This window comes from Chryseobacterium angstadtii, from assembly GCF_001045465.1.
In the GTDB taxonomy this organism is placed as follows: domain Bacteria; phylum Bacteroidota; class Bacteroidia; order Flavobacteriales; family Weeksellaceae; genus Chryseobacterium; species Chryseobacterium angstadtii.
In genome coordinates this window covers 577,239-594,892 of sequence record NZ_LFND01000003.1, presented here as the reverse complement: position 1 = coordinate 594,892, position 17,654 = coordinate 577,239, and the positions used below count along the sequence as shown (strand labels likewise).

22 protein-coding genes are annotated in these 17,654 nt (G+C 38.3%); 2 read left to right on the top strand and 20 right to left on the bottom strand.

What is annotated here, in order from left to right:
• Positions 1-221: 221 nt before the first annotated feature.
• Both ACM46_RS10595 and ACM46_RS10590 read left to right on the top strand, forming a co-directional pair.
• A complete protein-coding gene (locus ACM46_RS10595) occupies positions 222-896 on the top strand; it encodes a DUF4197 family protein (RefSeq protein ID WP_048506621.1) in 675 nt (224 codons plus the stop codon).
• A gap of 41 nt (positions 897-937) precedes the next feature.
• Positions 938-1,243: a DUF493 family protein gene (locus tag ACM46_RS10590; RefSeq protein ID WP_048506620.1), complete on the top strand. Its 306-nt coding sequence runs from the start codon at positions 938-940 to the stop codon at positions 1,241-1,243.
• Positions 1,244-1,281: 38 nt separating this feature from the next.
• Here ACM46_RS10590 and ACM46_RS10585 read toward each other — a convergent pair whose 3' ends face one another.
• The 20 genes from ACM46_RS10585 to ACM46_RS10490 all read right to left on the bottom strand — a co-directional run bounded on the left by ACM46_RS10585 (position 1,282) and on the right by ACM46_RS10490 (position 17,027).
• Positions 1,282-1,632: an ArsC/Spx/MgsR family protein gene (locus tag ACM46_RS10585; RefSeq protein WP_048506619.1), complete on the bottom strand. Its 351-nt coding sequence runs from the start codon at positions 1,630-1,632 to the stop codon at positions 1,282-1,284.
• Between the two features lie 87 nt (positions 1,633-1,719).
• Positions 1,720-2,334 (bottom strand): deoxynucleoside kinase, encoded by a 615-nt coding sequence (locus ACM46_RS10580; protein ID WP_048506618.1) that lies wholly within the window; start codon positions 2,332-2,334, stop codon positions 1,720-1,722.
• Between the two features lie 29 nt (positions 2,335-2,363).
• The gene (locus tag ACM46_RS10575) at positions 2,364-3,329 is read right to left on the bottom strand and encodes a hypothetical protein (RefSeq protein WP_048506617.1); all 966 of its coding nucleotides are present in this window, start codon (positions 3,327-3,329) and stop codon (positions 2,364-2,366) included.
• A gap of 227 nt (positions 3,330-3,556) precedes the next feature.
• A complete protein-coding gene (locus ACM46_RS10570) occupies positions 3,557-4,579 on the bottom strand; it encodes a glutaminyl-peptide cyclotransferase (protein WP_048506616.1) in 1,023 nt (340 codons plus the stop codon).
• Between the two features lie 35 nt (positions 4,580-4,614).
• Positions 4,615-4,992 (bottom strand): VOC family protein, encoded by a 378-nt coding sequence (locus ACM46_RS10565; RefSeq protein WP_048506615.1) that lies wholly within the window; start codon positions 4,990-4,992, stop codon positions 4,615-4,617.
• The gene (locus ACM46_RS10560) at positions 4,989-5,498 is read right to left on the bottom strand and encodes a GNAT family N-acetyltransferase (protein ID WP_048506614.1); all 510 of its coding nucleotides are present in this window, start codon (positions 5,496-5,498) and stop codon (positions 4,989-4,991) included. The genes ACM46_RS10565 and ACM46_RS10560 overlap by 4 nt, the downstream gene beginning before the upstream one ends.
• Before the next feature lie 5 nt (positions 5,499-5,503).
• Positions 5,504-5,929, bottom strand: coding sequence for an SRPBCC family protein (locus ACM46_RS10555; protein ID WP_048506613.1), 426 nt, complete (start codon positions 5,927-5,929; stop codon positions 5,504-5,506).
• Between the two features lie 24 nt (positions 5,930-5,953).
• On the bottom strand, positions 5,954-7,567 hold the full coding sequence (locus tag ACM46_RS10550) for a Na+/H+ antiporter (RefSeq protein ID WP_048506612.1): 1,614 nt from the start codon (positions 7,565-7,567) through the stop codon (positions 5,954-5,956).
• A gap of 211 nt (positions 7,568-7,778) precedes the next feature.
• Positions 7,779-8,783 (bottom strand): bestrophin family protein, encoded by a 1,005-nt coding sequence (locus ACM46_RS10545; protein ID WP_048506611.1) that lies wholly within the window; start codon positions 8,781-8,783, stop codon positions 7,779-7,781.
• A gap of 88 nt (positions 8,784-8,871) precedes the next feature.
• Positions 8,872-9,549: a DUF2490 domain-containing protein gene (locus tag ACM46_RS10540; RefSeq protein ID WP_048506610.1), complete on the bottom strand. Its 678-nt coding sequence runs from the start codon at positions 9,547-9,549 to the stop codon at positions 8,872-8,874.
• A gap of 154 nt (positions 9,550-9,703) precedes the next feature.
• A complete protein-coding gene (locus ACM46_RS10535; protein WP_048506609.1) occupies positions 9,704-10,096 on the bottom strand; it encodes a DUF1398 domain-containing protein in 393 nt (130 codons plus the stop codon).
• 203 nt (positions 10,097-10,299) lie between these two features.
• Entirely contained in the window at positions 10,300-10,749 is a 450-nt protein-coding gene (locus tag ACM46_RS10530) for a VOC family protein (protein ID WP_048506608.1), read from the bottom strand.
• A 40-nt stretch (positions 10,750-10,789) separates the two neighbouring features.
• Positions 10,790-11,332, bottom strand: coding sequence for an SRPBCC family protein (locus tag ACM46_RS10525; RefSeq protein WP_048506607.1), 543 nt, complete (start codon positions 11,330-11,332; stop codon positions 10,790-10,792).
• Positions 11,333-11,340: 8 nt separating this feature from the next.
• Positions 11,341-11,712, bottom strand: coding sequence for a VOC family protein (locus ACM46_RS10520; protein ID WP_048506606.1), 372 nt, complete (start codon positions 11,710-11,712; stop codon positions 11,341-11,343).
• A 77-nt stretch (positions 11,713-11,789) separates the two neighbouring features.
• Positions 11,790-12,194 carry a hypothetical protein gene (locus tag ACM46_RS10515; RefSeq protein WP_048506605.1) on the bottom strand — a complete coding sequence of 135 codons (405 nt, stop codon included), beginning with the start codon at positions 12,192-12,194 and terminating at the stop codon, positions 11,790-11,792.
• A gap of 2 nt (positions 12,195-12,196) precedes the next feature.
• Positions 12,197-12,667 carry a hypothetical protein gene (locus tag ACM46_RS10510; RefSeq protein WP_048506604.1) on the bottom strand — a complete coding sequence of 157 codons (471 nt, stop codon included), beginning with the start codon at positions 12,665-12,667 and terminating at the stop codon, positions 12,197-12,199.
• 11 nt (positions 12,668-12,678) lie between these two features.
• Positions 12,679-13,134 carry a DUF1569 domain-containing protein gene (locus ACM46_RS10505; RefSeq protein WP_048506603.1) on the bottom strand — a complete coding sequence of 152 codons (456 nt, stop codon included), beginning with the start codon at positions 13,132-13,134 and terminating at the stop codon, positions 12,679-12,681.
• Between the two features lie 315 nt (positions 13,135-13,449).
• Entirely contained in the window at positions 13,450-14,640 is a 1,191-nt protein-coding gene (locus ACM46_RS10500; RefSeq protein ID WP_048506602.1) for an ABC transporter permease, read from the bottom strand.
• Positions 14,641-14,642: 2 nt separating this feature from the next.
• Positions 14,643-15,599, bottom strand: coding sequence for an HlyD family secretion protein (locus ACM46_RS10495; protein WP_048506601.1), 957 nt, complete (start codon positions 15,597-15,599; stop codon positions 14,643-14,645).
• Between the two features lie 18 nt (positions 15,600-15,617).
• A complete protein-coding gene (locus ACM46_RS10490; protein WP_048506600.1) occupies positions 15,618-17,027 on the bottom strand; it encodes a TolC family protein in 1,410 nt (469 codons plus the stop codon).
• Positions 17,028-17,654 lie beyond the last annotated feature (627 nt).

Below are 17,654 nucleotides of genomic sequence, written 5' to 3'. Positions count from 1 at the left end.
ATTTAAAAAAATTAAATAAAAACTAAACAAAACACCACCATAAACCCCTACCAATTAACTAAATCTCATTATAAATATGAATTAACAATCAAATAACCAATTAAAAAACCTGCATTTTTAACAAAAATTTCACCAAACAGGCACCAAGAATTTAATATTTTGTTAATACGGGAATAGTATTTACCTTTGGCGCAATATTTGAAAAAATAAGAAAAAGATCAATGAAAAAATACATTATAGCGGCAGCCCTGATCATAGGAACCGGAACATTAGTATTAACCAGCGTACAGTCATGCCAGACCATGGCCACTACCGACCTCGGCTTATCGATCATTAAAAGAGTCCTTCTGAATGGTATTGATAAAGGAATGGGGATTTACAGCAATAAAGAAGCTTTTCTTCAGAACAATATGGTAGACAAAGCTCTTCCAAAGGAGTTGAGAGATATTAATTCCACACTGGAAAAAATTGCCCCTTCACTCGTAGCTAAGGAAAGAGATTTTATTGCCCAGGCAGCAGCCTATACCGTCAATACTTCAAAACCTATTCTACAGGATGCTGTAAACAGTCTGACGGCACAGGATGTCACAAGAATCATCCAGGGTACTACGGCAACACAGATTTTAAAGGAAAAAGCGTCTCAGCAGCTAGTAGCAGCCATTGCCCCGAAAGTAGATGAAAAACTGAATGAATACGGAATCGCGAAAACCATCAATACGGCACTTTCCGGGAACAATCTTCTGGGAAGCCTTCTGGGAGGTGGAAGCGGTAACAGTGTGAACTCAGGTGGGCTGAGCAGACTGGCCTCTGAACAACTGGTAAACGGACTGTTCAATATCATTGAAGATTATGAGCATCAGAATTCCAAAGCGCTTCTCGGACCGCTTGGAAAATAGAATAATTTTCGCTATATTTATATATAATTTAACAACTGGAGATGGATATATTACAAGGAAACCAACATGCTAATCCAGAGGATTTTTACAGTTCTCTGAAGGAAAAACTGGAAGGTCACCATGACTTTCCTGAAGATTATTTATTCAAATTTATTATCCCTACAGATGACGCAAAACTTACTGAAATCTATAAAGTTTTTGATGGCATTCAATTTACACTGGGAAACCGCGAAAGTAAAAACGGAAAATATACGGCCTGCAATATCAACGCATTTGTTTTGGATGCAGATCAAATCGTGAAAATCTATAAAGAAGTCGCAAAAATAGAAGGCGTCATTCTATTGTAAAAACAAAAAAGTCAGCTTCCGCTGACTTTTTTTATGTCTTATTTTTCAATAAAGAATTTTACATTTTCAATAGGTCTTCCCAGCATCGCTACAGATCCTTTGATCAGAATAGGCCTTTGTATAAGGGAAGGGTTTTCAGACAGAATTCTGATCCATTCTTCTTCAGAGTAATTTTTATCTGCATAGTTCTCCGTATAAAGTTTATCTGTCTTACGGATCATATGAAAGACACTCTGATTCAATTTTTTAAGCACCGTTTTAATTTCTAAAATACTCAATGGATCTTCAATAATATTGATGATTTCAAAGGGTACCCCATTCTCGTCCAGATACTCCAGTACAGCATTTGATTTTGAACAGTTTCCGTTGTGTAAAACCTTAACCATCATAACGCATTTATTTAAAAGATTAAACTCTTCCACTCAAATTTAGGAAGAAATGAATTGAAAACCGTCTTAAATTCTGATAAAAATTTGTTAAAACAGACCGTTTAATTCTGCTTCAATTTTTTCAAGGATAAATCCGAAATCTTCAGGTTTTTCCACAAAATCCAGATCATCTACTTCAATCACAAGAAGTTTTCCTTCTGTATAATCGGAGATCCATTTTTCATATTTCTGATTCAGTTTGGAAAGGTATTCGATACTGATGGACGCTTCATATTCTCTTCCTCTTTTGTAAATCTTTTTTACCAGATTCGGAACGTCAGATTTTAAATAGATCAACAAATCCGGTGCAGAAACAAAAGATTTCATCAGCCCGAAAACAGAGATATAATTATTGAAATCCCTGTCTGAAAGAAGCTTCATATCATTCAGGTTTTCAGCAAAAATATGGGCATCTTCATAGATTGTACGGTCCTGGATAATATTTTTCCCACTTTCTCTGATCTCTTTTACCTGGCGGAATCTGCTTCCCAAAAAGTAAATCTGCAGGGCAAAACTCCATTTGCTCATGTCTGCATAAAAATCTTCCAGATAAGGGTTATGGTCTACATCTTCAAACTGTGCATCCCATCCGTAATGCTTGGCAAGCATCGTGGTTAAAGTCGTTTTTCCTGCTCCAATATTTCCTGTAACTGCAATATGCATTCTCCTAAGTATTTTTTTGATTAATTTAACTAAACGCCAACTGCCTGAACCTCCGAAATATTCTCCATCAGCTTCTGTAAGGTATTATCAGGGGCTTTTTCCTGAGATTCTTTATTTTCTTCGTCTGCTTTTTTACCTTCTTCTCCGTTCTGTTTTTCTGATGAAGGATCTGTAACCGGTACAGGTTCCTGCTTCGTTTCAGGTTCTGTCTGCAGTTTAGTTTCTTTTATTTTTTCCAGGTTGTAAAGATAGAGTTTGTTCGCTTTGATTTCAAAATAAGAAAGGATGTTTTTATCAACAATTTGTGCGTCTTTATCTCCAAAAATTGTTGCCATCCCTTTTTCAGGATCATATTTCAGGATAGAATTATCCGCAATGACCAGAATAGTATCATTTTCCCTTCTGAACCGTTTTCCGTTTTCCAACGGAGCTTCAAAGAGCTTTTCAAATTTCAGCGTATAAATCCTGATGTGCTTTCTGGTTAAAATGTACACTTTAGTTTCATAAACCAGCAAATCCATCAGATCATCAAAACTGGCATCAAAAGGATAAGAATTGATGGTGGTGTCATTTCTGAAATTATACTGTATAAGACGCTTTGTACTGTCATCCAGAAGCCATAGCTGCTGAAGGTCTTCCGCATATGCCATTTTGATAAACCCGAATTTCTGTTTGAAATCAATCCTCTGAATCTCGTTCATATTCTGATCTACGAATTTCATTTCCTGGGCATTTTCAGAAAACAACGGTACGCTGAGGGGGTTCTGTACAGACTGAACTTTATAGGGAACCGTAAGCATCATTTTGCCGAGCTGCTTTCCTAATGAATCATATTTTGTAAAACTGAAATCTTTGTTTTTATAGATATACAGATTTCCGTAATCGTCTGCCAGCATATCTCTGGCTTCCTTCAACTTCAATGTGTCTAAAGGAAGAGATTTCTGCGCATTCACTACACAGAAAAAGAAGACGAATATGATATGAAACAGTTTCAAAATTTATTTTGGTAAAGATAACTTTCTTACTCGGAACGTTAGCAATTTACATTCTTTTATTTGAATATTAAACAATGAATATGGTATGGGAATTTATAAATTTCCGGACAGTTCTACTCTGTCATCAGAACGTTCCCAATTATCCATCAAAAATATTATTTTTTATTCTGTAATGAAAATAGCGCTCCATAGGAACGCTATACTTTATAGATAGATCTTCAATTCAATTATTTGATCTGAACTTCATAGATTTTTGACCAGTTTTTACCTGTAACAAGCATATTATCCCCTTTGAAAGCAATACCGTTCAAGACATCATCACTTCCTTTGGTGTTTTTGCTGGCAATATCAGTAAAATCAAATGTTCCTACGACTTCTCCCGTTGAAGGATTGATTTTTAACACCACCGGCTTCTGCCATACATTCGCGTAGATAAATCCGTTGTGGTATTCCAGTTCGTTCAGCTGATCATAAATCTGAGAGCTTCCGGCTACTGCAACATACTTAATCAGTTTTGAAGGATCAGCAGGATCAAGGAAATACAAAAGCTTGCTTCCATCTGATGCAATCAGGTTTTTCCCGTCATAAGTAAGTCCCCATCCTTCACCTAAAACATTTGGATAAGCAAATTCTGAAAGCAGTTTTAAAGAGCTTTTGTCATAAACATACCCTTTTTTGCTCTGCCACGTAAGCTGATACACTTTATCTCCCACAATGGTACTCCCTTCAGAGAAATCTTCTTGGGCTTGTTTTGTAGAGGCGAGAGGCGTTGTAGTTCCCAAAGTATATTTCAGGATTTGAGAAGAGCCATTCTGCCCGTCACTTTCATAGATGGTATTTCCTTCAATCTGGAATCCCTGTACAAAGTTTTTCGGATCATGCGGATATTCTGCAATAATCTGATACGCTATATTTTTTTCAGGATTTTTTGCGAATACGTTAATAGTTGCATCCTGATTAAGAACTTTTCCGCCTTTTGTTTTGATATTAAAAGTAACGGCATTATCACCTAAAGTGAAAAATTTGGGATCAACAGTTAAGCTGGATGTTTCCTTATCTCCAAAACTAATGCTGATACTTTCTGCATTTTCCGTTACCTCTTTCGGAAGTTCAAGTTTATCACCGAAGTGATATCCTTTATCTGCCATTGTATTGTTATATTCGTTCAGCGTGTTGAGAATTTTCTCATCTTTATTACAAGATGCCAGCATCAAAACGACCGCTAAACCAAGTATGATGTTCTTTTTCATTGAATTTCTAAATATTTCCCCAAAAATAGCAAATTTTATTCCGTATTGCCAATAGTATCGACAGACTGTCCAAATTGTAACAAATAACCATTGTTGTCATAGATCGCAAACTCTCTCATTTCCCAGTCAAAAGTCTCGATTTCATAGCAGACTTTCGCTTTTGTTTTAAGATCTTCCCAGAGTTCATCCACATTGTCTACATTGAAATAAAATGAGCCTGTAAAGCCTATTCCGCTCTTTTTTTCGTATTCATTCTGAGAAAGCATGATCTGCACTTCATCTTTACAAAGCGAAGCCCATTGCCAGTCATCATTTCTTCCCATCAGAGTAAACCCTAAAATCCGGGTATAAAATTCGATGGTCTCATCTATATTTTCTGTCCAAAGTATAGGACGGAGCGCTGTAAATGTCATATTTTCCTGAATTCAAAAGTATTTTTACTGATTTTCATATTAATGGAAAGCCACGATTCATTATCAATACTGACTTCACTCATAACGTCCGGATCTATTTCAAAACCTACTTTTTTGTAGCATTCAATAGCACCGGTATTCCAGTCGTAAACATTGAGTTCTGCTGTTTTTCGATCAAAATGACCAAAGCCGTATTGCAGTAATTCCTGTACCACTTTCTTTCCATAGCCTTTTCCTCTGTTGTTTTCGTCCCAGATCAGAATTCTTCCCAGCAGAAAGGTTTTTTCTTTTAAAAATAACTGTGCATGGCCAATCACTCTGTCCCCGGTTTCTTCAGAAATCTTAAACATCTGTCTGTTTTCGTTTTCCACATCACCCATCAGCTGTTCTTTTGTCAGGGGAAAATGGTAGGCGGGGCCGGCAAACTGAAGCAGCTCTCTTTTGTCTTTAATTTTAGAAATCAGTTCAGGAATATCTTCTGTTTCGAATGTTTTCAGCTTAATCATTTTCTTTATTTTTCCAGGTATTCTTTCATGCTCTGTCCAATAATTGCATGCCAGCCTTCAGTAAAGCTCTTTCTGGAAAAGACTTCCCCCAGCCCATCAAAGCCTTCGATATTTTCATGGATTAATGTGACCAGAGTTCCTTCATTTTCCTTCAGAAGATCCCATGTTACCGTAGTTACAGCGTCAGAAAGTTCCGGATATGCCCAGGTATGCTTTAATTTCTTATTAGGAATAATTTCTTCAATACGGCAATGATGAAGGTATTTCCCTCCATCGCAGGATTCGTAAAAATCAAATTCTTTCCCTGTTTCCAAAACAAAATCCGGAATTGTAAAATACCAGGATTTCATTTCGTTTTTATCGGTCAGCGCATTCCATACTTTTTCAATTGGAGCGTTTATTTTGTACTGAACAGTGATGGGTGTATTCATTGGATCAGATTTAATGTTACAGTTTTAGCTGTGAGAAAATCCTGTGATTTTGGCTTCATCGAAATCCAGCTGCATTTCTATACTTCTCATCACATGATCATCAAATATTTTTTCTTTTTTCATCCGGTGCAGTTCGTTTCTCTGGGCCTGGATAATCTGGCGGAGCACATCTTTATTTTCATTGACAGCATTCACATAATCTCCCGTAGAAGCCATACATTGGGCTTTATCTGCCATCAGCATCATTTCGGTTTCCAATTTATGTTTCTGATGACGTACCAGTGTATTTTTCACGGCCAGTTCAGAAAAATCATTGTCAAGTTTGTGCAGTGCCGTTTCTTTAAGTTTACGCATCAGGATCACTTCCTGTTTTTCTTCCGGCAGCTCGCTTCCTGCATCGTCTATTTTTAACCATTTTAAGATAGGCGTAAGAAGAAGTCCCTGCCCAACCAAGGTGATTAATATGATGACGAAAGTTACGAATAAAATGATATTCCTGTGCGGAAAAGCTTCTCCATTTGGCAGAAAAGCAGGAATGGAAAGAGCTGCAGCCAATGACACCACTCCTCTCATTGCAGCAAAGCTGATAATGAAAGGTTCCCGCCAATCCGGTTTTGGAATTTTTAATCTTAATTCTTTAGAGCAGAGTCTCGGGAAATACATCACCGCATAGCTGTACAGTATTCTGGTCAGAATAATAACACCTCCAATCACCACGCTGTAAAAGATTCCTTCTGAAATGGTATAGTCTTTCATGGCCGCAACCACTACAGGAAGTTCAAGTCCTATCAGAATAAAAATAATGGTATTCATCAGGAATATCAGGACACTCCATACATTTCCGGACTGTATCCTTGAAGTATGACTTAAATAACAGTGCGAATTGTAAGACATCAGAAGTCCTCCCGCCACTACCGCCAGTACTCCCGAAAAATGGAAATGTTCCGCTCCAACATACATAATGTAAGGAACGATAAGCGTAATCACGGTATCAATATTGGAATTGGAAGGAATAATCTTCAGCAAAGCTCCAAATAACATTCCTACCGCAACACCTACTGCCACTCCACCTACTGCCATCATAAAGAAATCCTGAATAGCATCTCTCCAGATAAACTGCCCTGAAATAACAGCTGCCAGAGCAAATTTAAATACAATTAAACTGGAAGCATCATTGATCAGACTTTCGCCTTCAAGGATACTGGTAATTTTTTTCGGAATTTTCATATGCTTCAGCACGGATGTAGCCGCTACGGCATCGGGTGGAGAATTTACCCCTCCCAAAAGGAAGCCCATTGCAACGGTGAGCCCCGGAATAATGGAAGATGAGAGATAAGCCACCACTACGGAAGTTAAGAACACCAGCCCGAAAGCCATAGAAAAGATCTGCTTTCTCCATTTGTGAAAATCCTGCCACGAGGTAAACCATGCCGCTTCAAACAGAATCGGGGGAAGGAAAATAAGGAATACGAGATCGGGCTCTATTTCAATATGAGGCATTCCGGGAATTAAACTGATCAGAAGACCGGCAATCACCAGGAAAATAGGATAAGCTACTTTCAGCTTTTGCCCTATCATCACCAATATCATTACAGACAATAGAACTGCAATGGATATGATAACATAACTGTGAATCATTTTGAGTTGTTGTTTTAGTTGTTGTTTGGGTTTGGTTAACTGAACCTTTTTTGTTGGTTATTGTGAAGGTGCAAGGTTGTTTAAGGTAGATGTTTTTAAGGCGTAAGAAAATTGGAGATTTTCAGCTTTTTTGCTTTTTATCCTTTTCTTTTTCTTTTTTAAACCTTATAGGTTTTGAAAACCTATAAGGTTTGGTGGGTCTTTTTTGTTATTAAAGTACAATATTGTTCTTTGGAGCAATGGCTGGCGGAAGATCAGCTTCATCCAGCATATCTCTCATATCAATCTCTATGGTACGGCTGATCTGGGTGATCGGTACATCATTCGGGCTGCCTTCAAAAGGGTTTACGGAGGCCTCTCCTACACTGTCCAGCGTATGGAAGCACCAGGTTACCATCAATGAAAACGGAATATTAAACCATATTGTCCAGCCTTCCAAAACCGTTCCCTCACCAAGTTTATCCAGTTCTTTTAATAATCCAAAAGGAACAAAAAGGATGAAGAGCAGCAAAAGATAAGTGGTAATTGATGAAAAATTTCGGGGATACGGAAAGTTTTTGATTCTTTCGGCTTTTCCCTGATCATCGGTAAATTTTACCAGCTGCTGATTAATCTGTGTCCACTGAAAATCATTGATCTCTCCTTTGGCATAAGCTTCGGAAAGTTCTTTGCTCTGACTGGCCATCAATTGGGTAGCTCTGTTCTTTTTGCTTAAAATATACTGAAGTTCCGTTTCCGAAAGGTATTTTTTAAGCTCGTCTTCTATTTTGGTCTGCCTTTCCGGAATATCATATTTTTTTGCATATTCGTCATACTGCGCCGTTCCCATATTTTCCCATGCTCTGGGTTCTCTCAACTGAAAACGAAGGGCCGTAAGCCAGGCATAATGACGAAGAAACATCTCCTTTACTTTTCCGGGATCTTTACCAGAAAGTGCATCTCTCAGGATATACCCGAAACTACGGCTGTCATTGATAATAGCGCCATAAATCTGTCTGGCTTCCCAAAGTCTGCTGTAGCTCGCATTATTTTTGAAACCTACAATAAAGGCCACTGCTGTTCCCAGAATAGCAATGGGCTGCCAGGGAACGGAAACGAATTTCCACCCTAAAAAGTACAATACTGTGGGTATTGCAGACAGTATCGTTAAAACATAGATACTGCGTCTTGTCCAGGTAGCGAACTCAATCGCTCCAAATCTTTTCCCTGAATGCATATGTGTTTATTTATTTTTATCTGTTGATTCTGTTTTCTAAACTAACAGTTTTTTTCTTCATCAAAGCATCCGGCAGGAACTGTCAATATTAATTTTTATTAAAAGGAATATTATTATAAAAACCGATCTGAATCTGTCCGCGGTTTTTATTCTCCTGGATCTGGTTCATGTAGCCGGCTTCTATCCTCATATTTTTGTTAATTACGTATCCCAAAGCTCCATACACCCTGTTTCTGTCGAAAACGGGATTATCAAAATGCAGAAAAATCTCATTATACACGGAAGCATATAATGATTTCGGAAGCATTTCTTTCTGGGTAATCGGAATATTCAGCCCGATCATATAACGGAATCTCATTCTGAAATCATCCTGCAGGAAACGTTCTTCCAAACGGTATCTGTGCTGCAGATTGAAACGTCCGAATTTCTGTTTGGTAATGAACTGCTGGAAGATTCTGTGTTCTATATTTTCCTTCTTCTCTCCGTTTACATAAGGCTGACTCAGGATAAAACCATAGCCCAGCAAAACATTATTGTTGTTTTCACTCAGATCATATCCAATTCCGGTACGGATGAGTAACTGTTCCAGGTCTCCTACCGCATCAAAGTTTCTGTACTGAATCTCGTTGTGCCAGTTCAGCTTTTTGCTGATCTTATTATTTCCGAAATACATATACCATGCTCCTAAATCGTTTTTCTGCGCCCATGCAGCCAGCGATCCCAAACTTAATACTATACATGCCAACCTGGTAAAGACCTTTCTCATATTATTCAATTACTATTATCTATCGTGCAAAACAAAATTAATAATTTAAATCAATAATAGCAAACAATACGTGTATTGGGTTTCGGGGTACGGGTTTCGTGATTCGTGATTCGGGCTTTCGGGTTTTGGGGAATAATTAACAGACTGTTGTTTGTTAGCCGGGAATCTGTTCTACCAGAATTTCGTTTCCTTGTTCATCCAGGTAAGTACAGGTCATTGCATTAAGATCCATTTTCCAACCTATTACTCCATTTTCTGCGCAGTCGTTGCAGAATGTAGGATAATCTGTTCCGCCTTGCTGATGAAGCTTCAGTCTTTCTTTAAAATATTCCAGATTTAGGTTCCGGGAAATGTTAAGTGGCTCATACTTCTTTCCGGTCTGCGCCGTTTCGTTTTCCGTATCAAAATACTGGGTATTTCCATCTGCAACAGCCACGGTATACTTTGAAACACCAAGATCTTTTATGGCTTTAATATATTGAGGAAAGTCTGCTCCGCTTTTTACTTTCTGATGTTCTGCTTTGATCTGTTCGATTGTAAATTTCATATCTGTTTTGTTTTTTTGCTTTAGGCAGTAAGCGTTAAGCAGTAGGCTTTATCACCCGTCCTAATTTCTAATCCCTGCTTCCTCTCATCTGCTGCCTATCCTCAAATTTAAAAATTTTTGAAATGCAAATGTATTATAAAATAAAAACCGACAGAAAAATCTGCCGGTTAGTTTTAACTATATTTCGTATTTAAAATATAAATTTACGGATGCTGCTGCATTTTAGCAGGATCGTCATAGTTTACCATCCAGTTGATCTCAAATTTATCGGTAAACATTCCGAAATAAGCGCCCCAGAAAGTATCTGCCATCGGCATGGTAACCTGTCCGCCTGCTGAAAGCCCGCTGAACAGCTTGTCCGCTTCTTCTTTAGATTCTGCGTTTACGGAAATGGAGAAATTATTTCCTGCTTTGAAATGAGATGCCCATTCTCCTCCTGTATCGCTTCCCATCAGGATGGTTTCCTTTGAAATAGGAAGGGAAACGTGCATGATTTTGTCTTTGTCTCCCTCAGGAGTTTCCTTGCCTTCCATTGGAGGCATTTCCCCGAAAGTTCCGATGTAAGGATATTCTCCTCCGAAAACTGACTTATAGAAATCGAATGCTTCTTTGCAGTTTCCATTAAATGTTAAATAAACGTTTACTGATGCCATGATTGTTTTTTTTATTTGTTAAGTTTTAATGAGTTTCTGTTTAAGGTTTCTCAGATAATTCTTTTAATCTGGAAAGCCCCTTCTGGTAATCTTTTCCTATAGCACCTTCCATATTCGTAAACATTTTCATTACCGTAAAGGGATAAGGTATTTTTGATATGAATCCCCATGTCACTTTACTTCCGCTACCTTCCGGAATAATTTTCACGTAGGTATGAGCCTCACTTTTATAAGGTGTCAAAAACTGAATATCCGTATCTATTCTTTTCCCGGCTGCATCTATCTTTTTTATTTCCTGACATCCTTTTCCGGCAGCCTCTTTCTGACTGTCCCAACATACTTTTTCTCCAATCTGTCCTGTGGTTCCGCTCCAATCTTTCTTCATTCCCGGATCCAGATCATTCCATGGGCTCCACTGATCCATTGCCTTTAATGTATTGGTTTGATGCCATACTGTTTCGGTAGGAGCATTGATGCTGATTGATTTTTCATAAACACAGTCTCCTGAAATAAAAGCTGCTACCACCATCCATAAGATAAGAACGGAAGCCAGAACGAGGATGATTCCTTTTAATACTTTCATAGATTCCGTTATCTGTGCTGATCAATTAAAATCATATTACCATCTGGATCTTTCAGAAAAATATGTTCCGGGCCTTCTGTAGTTTCATCAGCAGATTTATCAAGCTGTACTCCATTTTCCAGCAGATGTTTCTGGATGCTTCGCACATCGTCAAAAGATTCAAGATTCTGTGCATTTTCATCCCATCCCGGGTTGAATGTCAGCATATTTCCGTCAAACATTGCCTGAAACAACCCTACCAGAGTACTTCCATTTTTCATGATCAGATAATTCTGTTCCATTTTACCGGCCATAACGGCAAAGCCCAGTTTCTCGTAAAAATCTTTAGACTTTTCAAGGTCTTTTACACTTAAGCTGATTGAAAATGCTCCTAATCTCATATATACATTTTAATTTTTTATGGTTATACGGAATCGCCTAGATCAGAGGTATTGGGTTTACCTTGATCCCAGAAATTCTATATTTTTCTTGTTTTTAAAGCGAATTGACTTCCTACCCATACCAATCCCCAAACCAGGACTCCAAGAACCCAGAACCAAAGAGGAGTTGGCAGTGTAAACATCATATAAAGAGTTATAAAAAGGAAAATAACTCCACAGACAGCTGCAGAGGTGTGCTTTCCGTTATTGGCAATTTTTGAAGCGGTAAATCCTGAAACGAAAGCCGCCAAAGCATATCCTATGATTACAAAGAACAAGGCCATGAAAGGGGCACTTGCCACATATTCTTTCATCGCTTCCATATCTCCGCTTCCGGCCGCTGCAGGCGGCGGATAAAGCTGATGTCCTATTTTTTCAATGATGGTGATGCAGATCATCCCTGCTATCAATCCGGCCGGGACCGCCAATATTCGTCTTAACATGGTTATTGATTTTTTAAACGGGTTTTAAAATCCAGTGATCCGTCGTAACTTTTCCAATCTCCAATCAGTTCTATATACTGTCCTTCTATCTTTTCAGTTTTCTTGTTCCACCTGAAGGTATACACAAATCTACCTTTAAAAATACCTGAATGTTTTCCTTTCGCTTCTTCTGCCAGTTCATATTCTCCAAATACCACTCCTTTTCTTTTGGCATCCCTGTATTTTGTAATCGTTACTTTCCCTTCAAACTTTGCATAGTTTTCATCTACGAGAGAATACCCGGAAATAAAATATTCCTGGTCGTTTTTCTTGTTCTGTTCGGAAATATTGACTTTCAGTTTCAGTTCCTGACCACGGTCGCCAATAGTTCCAATGTAGGGTTTACTGTTATTCAGCCATACATTTGAAATATCCGGCATTTGTGCCCATGCAAAATTGCAGGCAAGAATGAGGATCCATAAAAATTTTTTCATTGTGTAAAGGTTTAAACTCCAAACTGGGAAAGGTGATGGTTCAAATGCTTCGCAAACATATTATTCCATTCCTGATAGTTTAATTTTCCGAAAGAAAATGATTCTTTACCGTCAAATGCTTCAGGTCCCAACTGCTGTGTTTTCTGAATGAAACCAATCAGTCTTTTTTTCTCATCATCAAAATTTTTCCTTCCTGTAATTAAAAACTGTGGAGCTGTAGGAGAATCTCTTGGATATGCTTTTTCTCCAATCACTTTTGGCTTTACAAAAGTTTTCAGAATAAACTTGGCAATAGATCCCGGTTTTTTATGTTTTTCAGGTTCATATACCATTTCATAAGACACATTACAGTGTGCAAGCATCTGATCCACTGTCATTTTACCCCACAAACCATGGGTATCTTCCACCAAATTATTTATTCTGTTAATATAGTTTTGAGCGTCTTTTGCGTCAAATACATTTTCCATATTCTTTCTAATTATCTGAAAGCAAATATATCAGTTTTTTCTTTTGATTTTACAGCCGGATGAAAAAAATGGTGACGTGTTTGAGGGGTGAGGTTCGGGATGCGAGGTACGAGGTTTGGATTATTGGTTGTCAGTTACTGGTTGTTAGTTGTAAAACGCAAATAAGGTTTTATTTTTCAGATAAGAGAGATGAACTGGTGACTTCGAGGCCCTCAGCCACCAGATATTTGTCATTCATTCAATGTTTCTGCATTTACCTCAAACTCTCCAGCTCTCAAAACTCGAAACTCGGAACCCGCATCACGAAATCCACAACTACTCTACCACTTCCTCTACCTCTTCTGGAACAACATTTCTAAAAACAAACCAAAGTTTGATCTTTAGCGCAATCCAGCCCAGAATACCGTAAACAACCAGTAAAATGCTTAAATGTTTCAAATAAGGAAAAGTGAGTTCTACAGAGCCTTTCTGTATCAATAAGATTTTAAAGGCCTGAAGAAAAGGAGTCAGAGGAATAATATTCGCAATAAACTGAACAAATGCAGGCATGGCACTCAAAGGCCATGTGAATCCGCTGATGATGAATGCCGGCGATGCAATCACCATTAAAATCTGTGTCGCTTTCAAGGCGTCCGGAATAAGGATACTGATCAATACTCCTAAGAAGGATACAGAACCAACAAACACTGCGGTAAGAACAATAAAATTGAGTATTCCTTCCGGCATCGGAACCCGGAAAATCATATGCATAAAGTAGTAAACTCCAACAATAAGGATAGAAAAGAACCAGATTGGAATCACTTTAATAAGCATCGTCGGGAATGCCCATCTTTTCATTTTCAGATATTCTTTTACAAAAGAGCCTCTTTCGAATTCAGCGGCAAAACTTACTGCCATGGCCAAAAGAATCACCTGCTGCAAAACAACTGCTAACATAGCAGGCCACATAAAGATCAGGTAGTTTCCGGTGGTATTGAAAAGGGTGATGTAATTGGCTTTGAAAGGTTCGTACTGCGTAGCTGCTTTTGTTGCGGGCATTCCTGCTTTCTGTAAAGCTTTTATGGACGCTCCGGCAGAGAAAGTTCCTATGGTAAGCTGAAGAGCTTTAGAGGCAAAATTGGCGGTCAGAACGTTTCCGGTATTAATGTATACATTCAGTTCAGGGTATTTTTTCTGGAGCATATTGGCTTCAAACCTTGACGGAATAATCACTACAGCAGCAGCTTCGTGTCTGATGACCTCATCTTTTATACTCAAAGGTTCCTGGGCATATTTAATAATACTGATGCTTTTATTATCATCCAGCATATCCGTCAACTGACTTGACAAAGGAGTATTGTCCCTGTCTATAACCAGTACAGGTGTATTTTCTACTTTTCCGCTTTTATAAACAAAACCCAGAAGTGTGGCATAAAATACCGGGGCCAGAAAAAAAACGGTCCTCAGCGTAGAATTGCCGATAAAAAGCCTGAACTCACGTTTCAAAAGCCGGAAAAATTCTTTCATAATTATTTCAGGATTACGTTAGCATTTACCAATATCGTTTTTGCCTTATTCATGTCTACGGGCTTCACTTTGATCTCGTAAACAGCATCCTGCAGCTGGTAATCGGGATAAGCAGTCGTAATATCTGCATATCTGGTCAGCTGTTTGATATAGACAACCGTTCCCAGCAGGTTTTCTTTGTTGTAAACCACCTGCATGTTTACTTCCTGCCCTTTCTTATATTTTGAGATGGCACTTTCGGGAACTGTAAACCTGAAATAAGTGCTTTCAGGAATATATCCGTTGAATAAAGCAAAACCTGCGGTAGCAAGTTCCCCCGTATTCAAGCTGATGGTTTCTATTTCCATGTCATTGGTCGCCATAATGTATCTTTCGGAATATGCTACATTCGCTTCCTGAAGAGCTCCTTTGGCCTGTGAAGCCTGTCCGGCCGCCATTTCCACTTTTTCGAAGCGGGTTCCTCTCTGTACGTCGTCCAGTTCTGCTACAACGGCATCATATTGAGCTTTTGCGCCCTGAAGTTTAGCATAAACTTCATCATACGCCTGAGGAGACATAAGGCTGTCGCGGAACATATTATTGGCTCTTTTAAAAGATTTCTGGGCAAATTCATACTGTTCTTTCAATCCTTTGTATTTAGCCTGAAGCTGTCTCAGCTGGTCTGCGGTAGCTCCGTTTTTAGCCATCTGTTCCTGGGCTGTTGCGGCACTTACCGCTCCCTGGGCCTGAGCAATTTTTGCTGAAACTTCCGGTACATCAAGCAGAGCCAGCGTATCCCCTTTCTTTACAGTCTGACCTTCGGAAACGTATATTTTAAGGATTCTTCCGGTTACTTTAGGAGCAAAAGAGATTACTTCTTTTTTTGTTTTTCCTTCGGAATCATTCAGGTTTTCTTTTTTTTCAGCACAGCTCCCTAATAAAAAAAGAGCTGCAAAGGCTATGAATATATTTTTATGCATCGTTTTAATGGTAAGGGATTAATACAGTTTGGTAATATCGAGTTCCTGAGTAGATCTCATGAGTTCTATTCCTGCTCTTCTCTGGTTGAAAAGGGCATTCTGATATTCAAGCTCAACCACTTCAAGGTCGTTTTCGGCATCAATGAGCTGTGAGGATTTACTCATTCCGTATCTGAATTCTTTTTCAGCTTGAATCAAGGCATTTTGAGCCAACTCCTTTTCTTTGGCTTTTAAAGTGATCTGTGCAGTCGCTATATCATAATTCGTCTGATTATTAGCCAGATTCAGAGTAAGTTTTTTTAAGGCATCTTCTTTTTTATTCTGAAGAACTTCTTTTCCAACTTTAGCCGTTTCTTCGGCATGCTTTCCTTCTTTTCCGTCAAATATTTCCCATTTGAAGCCAACTCCGGCCGTTAATAAAGGAAGAACATTAATATTGGTTGGTCTCCAATCCAGTTTTGCTCCTTCATAGCCTAAAGCCGGAACCGCGGGAATTACATTCTCAGAAGTTTTGATACGGCTGCCGTAAAGCCCAATATAATAGGCAGAAGCCATGAGCTGTACTTTAGGAATCATCCAGGTTCTTTCTGCTTTTATCTTGTAATCCGCAGCCGTTATTCCATGCTCGAGCGCGCGAACCTCAGCTCTTTCTTCTATTCCTTTTTCCGAAGAAAGAAGTTCCAGAGGTGAAAGCACAGGATCAATCATCCTGAGACGTTCTTTATTAATCCCTGTAAGAATATAAAGCTGGGTGAGCAGAAGTTCTTTCTTACCTTCGTACTCTACCATTTTGGCATTCAGTGTGGCCTGTGCAAGTTCAATCTTTTTATGATCATATGGAGTAATCAGACCATAGCCTAATGCTTTATCTGCTGTTTTCCGGTTGATATCAAGTCTCTTTTTACTTTCATCGAGAACTTTTTTGGATTGGTGAATCAATGCCAGCTGATCATAGGCCTTAGAAATATTGGCTACCACATCATCTTTCGTTTTCTCAATGAGTATATCTTCGGAAATCTTTTTTTCTTCGATGGCTTTTTTAAGGTATTTCACCTTTCCACCTGAATAGAGAAGCATTTTGGCATCTGCTTTTGCAATTCCTGAGAATCCGGAAACGTTGACATTATTATTGAAACTTCCTTCGGGAATATTGATGAAGGGCGCCAGATTGATTTCCGGTGACGTAAGTCTTACCGTACCGTTCAGGTATCCGGCCTGGCCGCTGAGTTCCAGAGTGGGAAGAAAGATGTCTTTCAGTTTGTGTCCGTCAAGGTCTGTGAGTTTATTCTGGGTAATCTGCATTTTGAGCTCAGAATCCCAAACCATAGCACTGTCCAGAAGTTCTTTGAAATCCGGCGCAGACTGTGCCCGGCAAAAAGCGGGGAAAGCCAAAAAACTAAACGCAAAAATCAATAAATTGTTTTTCATGGTTTATGTTTATAACAAATATAATGCAAAAATTCATTAAATACCGAAAGATAATTCCTCAATATGGTGAATTTAAAATAAGTTTAAAATGTGTTTAGTTTTAATCTTCTATTTGTGATAGATATAGCAGATCTGTTTAAGTTTAATTTGAGAGATGTTTTAATTTAAAAAAAAGATTTTTTCCTTTACTGGCTGTGTTTTTTTATCGCAAGGATAGACAAGGCTATTTTAAAATGCCATTATTTTAAGGTAGACAAAGGCGTTTCACTTATAAAAGTAATACGAAGTAAAGGAGTTTGTTTCTTATTGAAATGATATGATTGATCATTTCTGATTACTTTTTTGAAACATTAAGATGAGTGAAGGAGGTAAGGAGAATTAAGAGAAAAATCAAATGATTTTTTTTAAGCTATATTCTTCTTAAATTTCTTAAAAACTTAATGTTTGAATTTCTTTAAGATCTCGCAGATTGTGCAGATGATGCAAATTCTTGTTGGAACACGCAAAGACGCTATTTTTTTACTTGCTTTATGGGCATAAGGCGCAAAGATTTTATCTCCGATAAAATTTTATACCGCTAATACATAACCTTAGTGAACTTCTGTTTTCAAAGTATTTAAGCTTAAA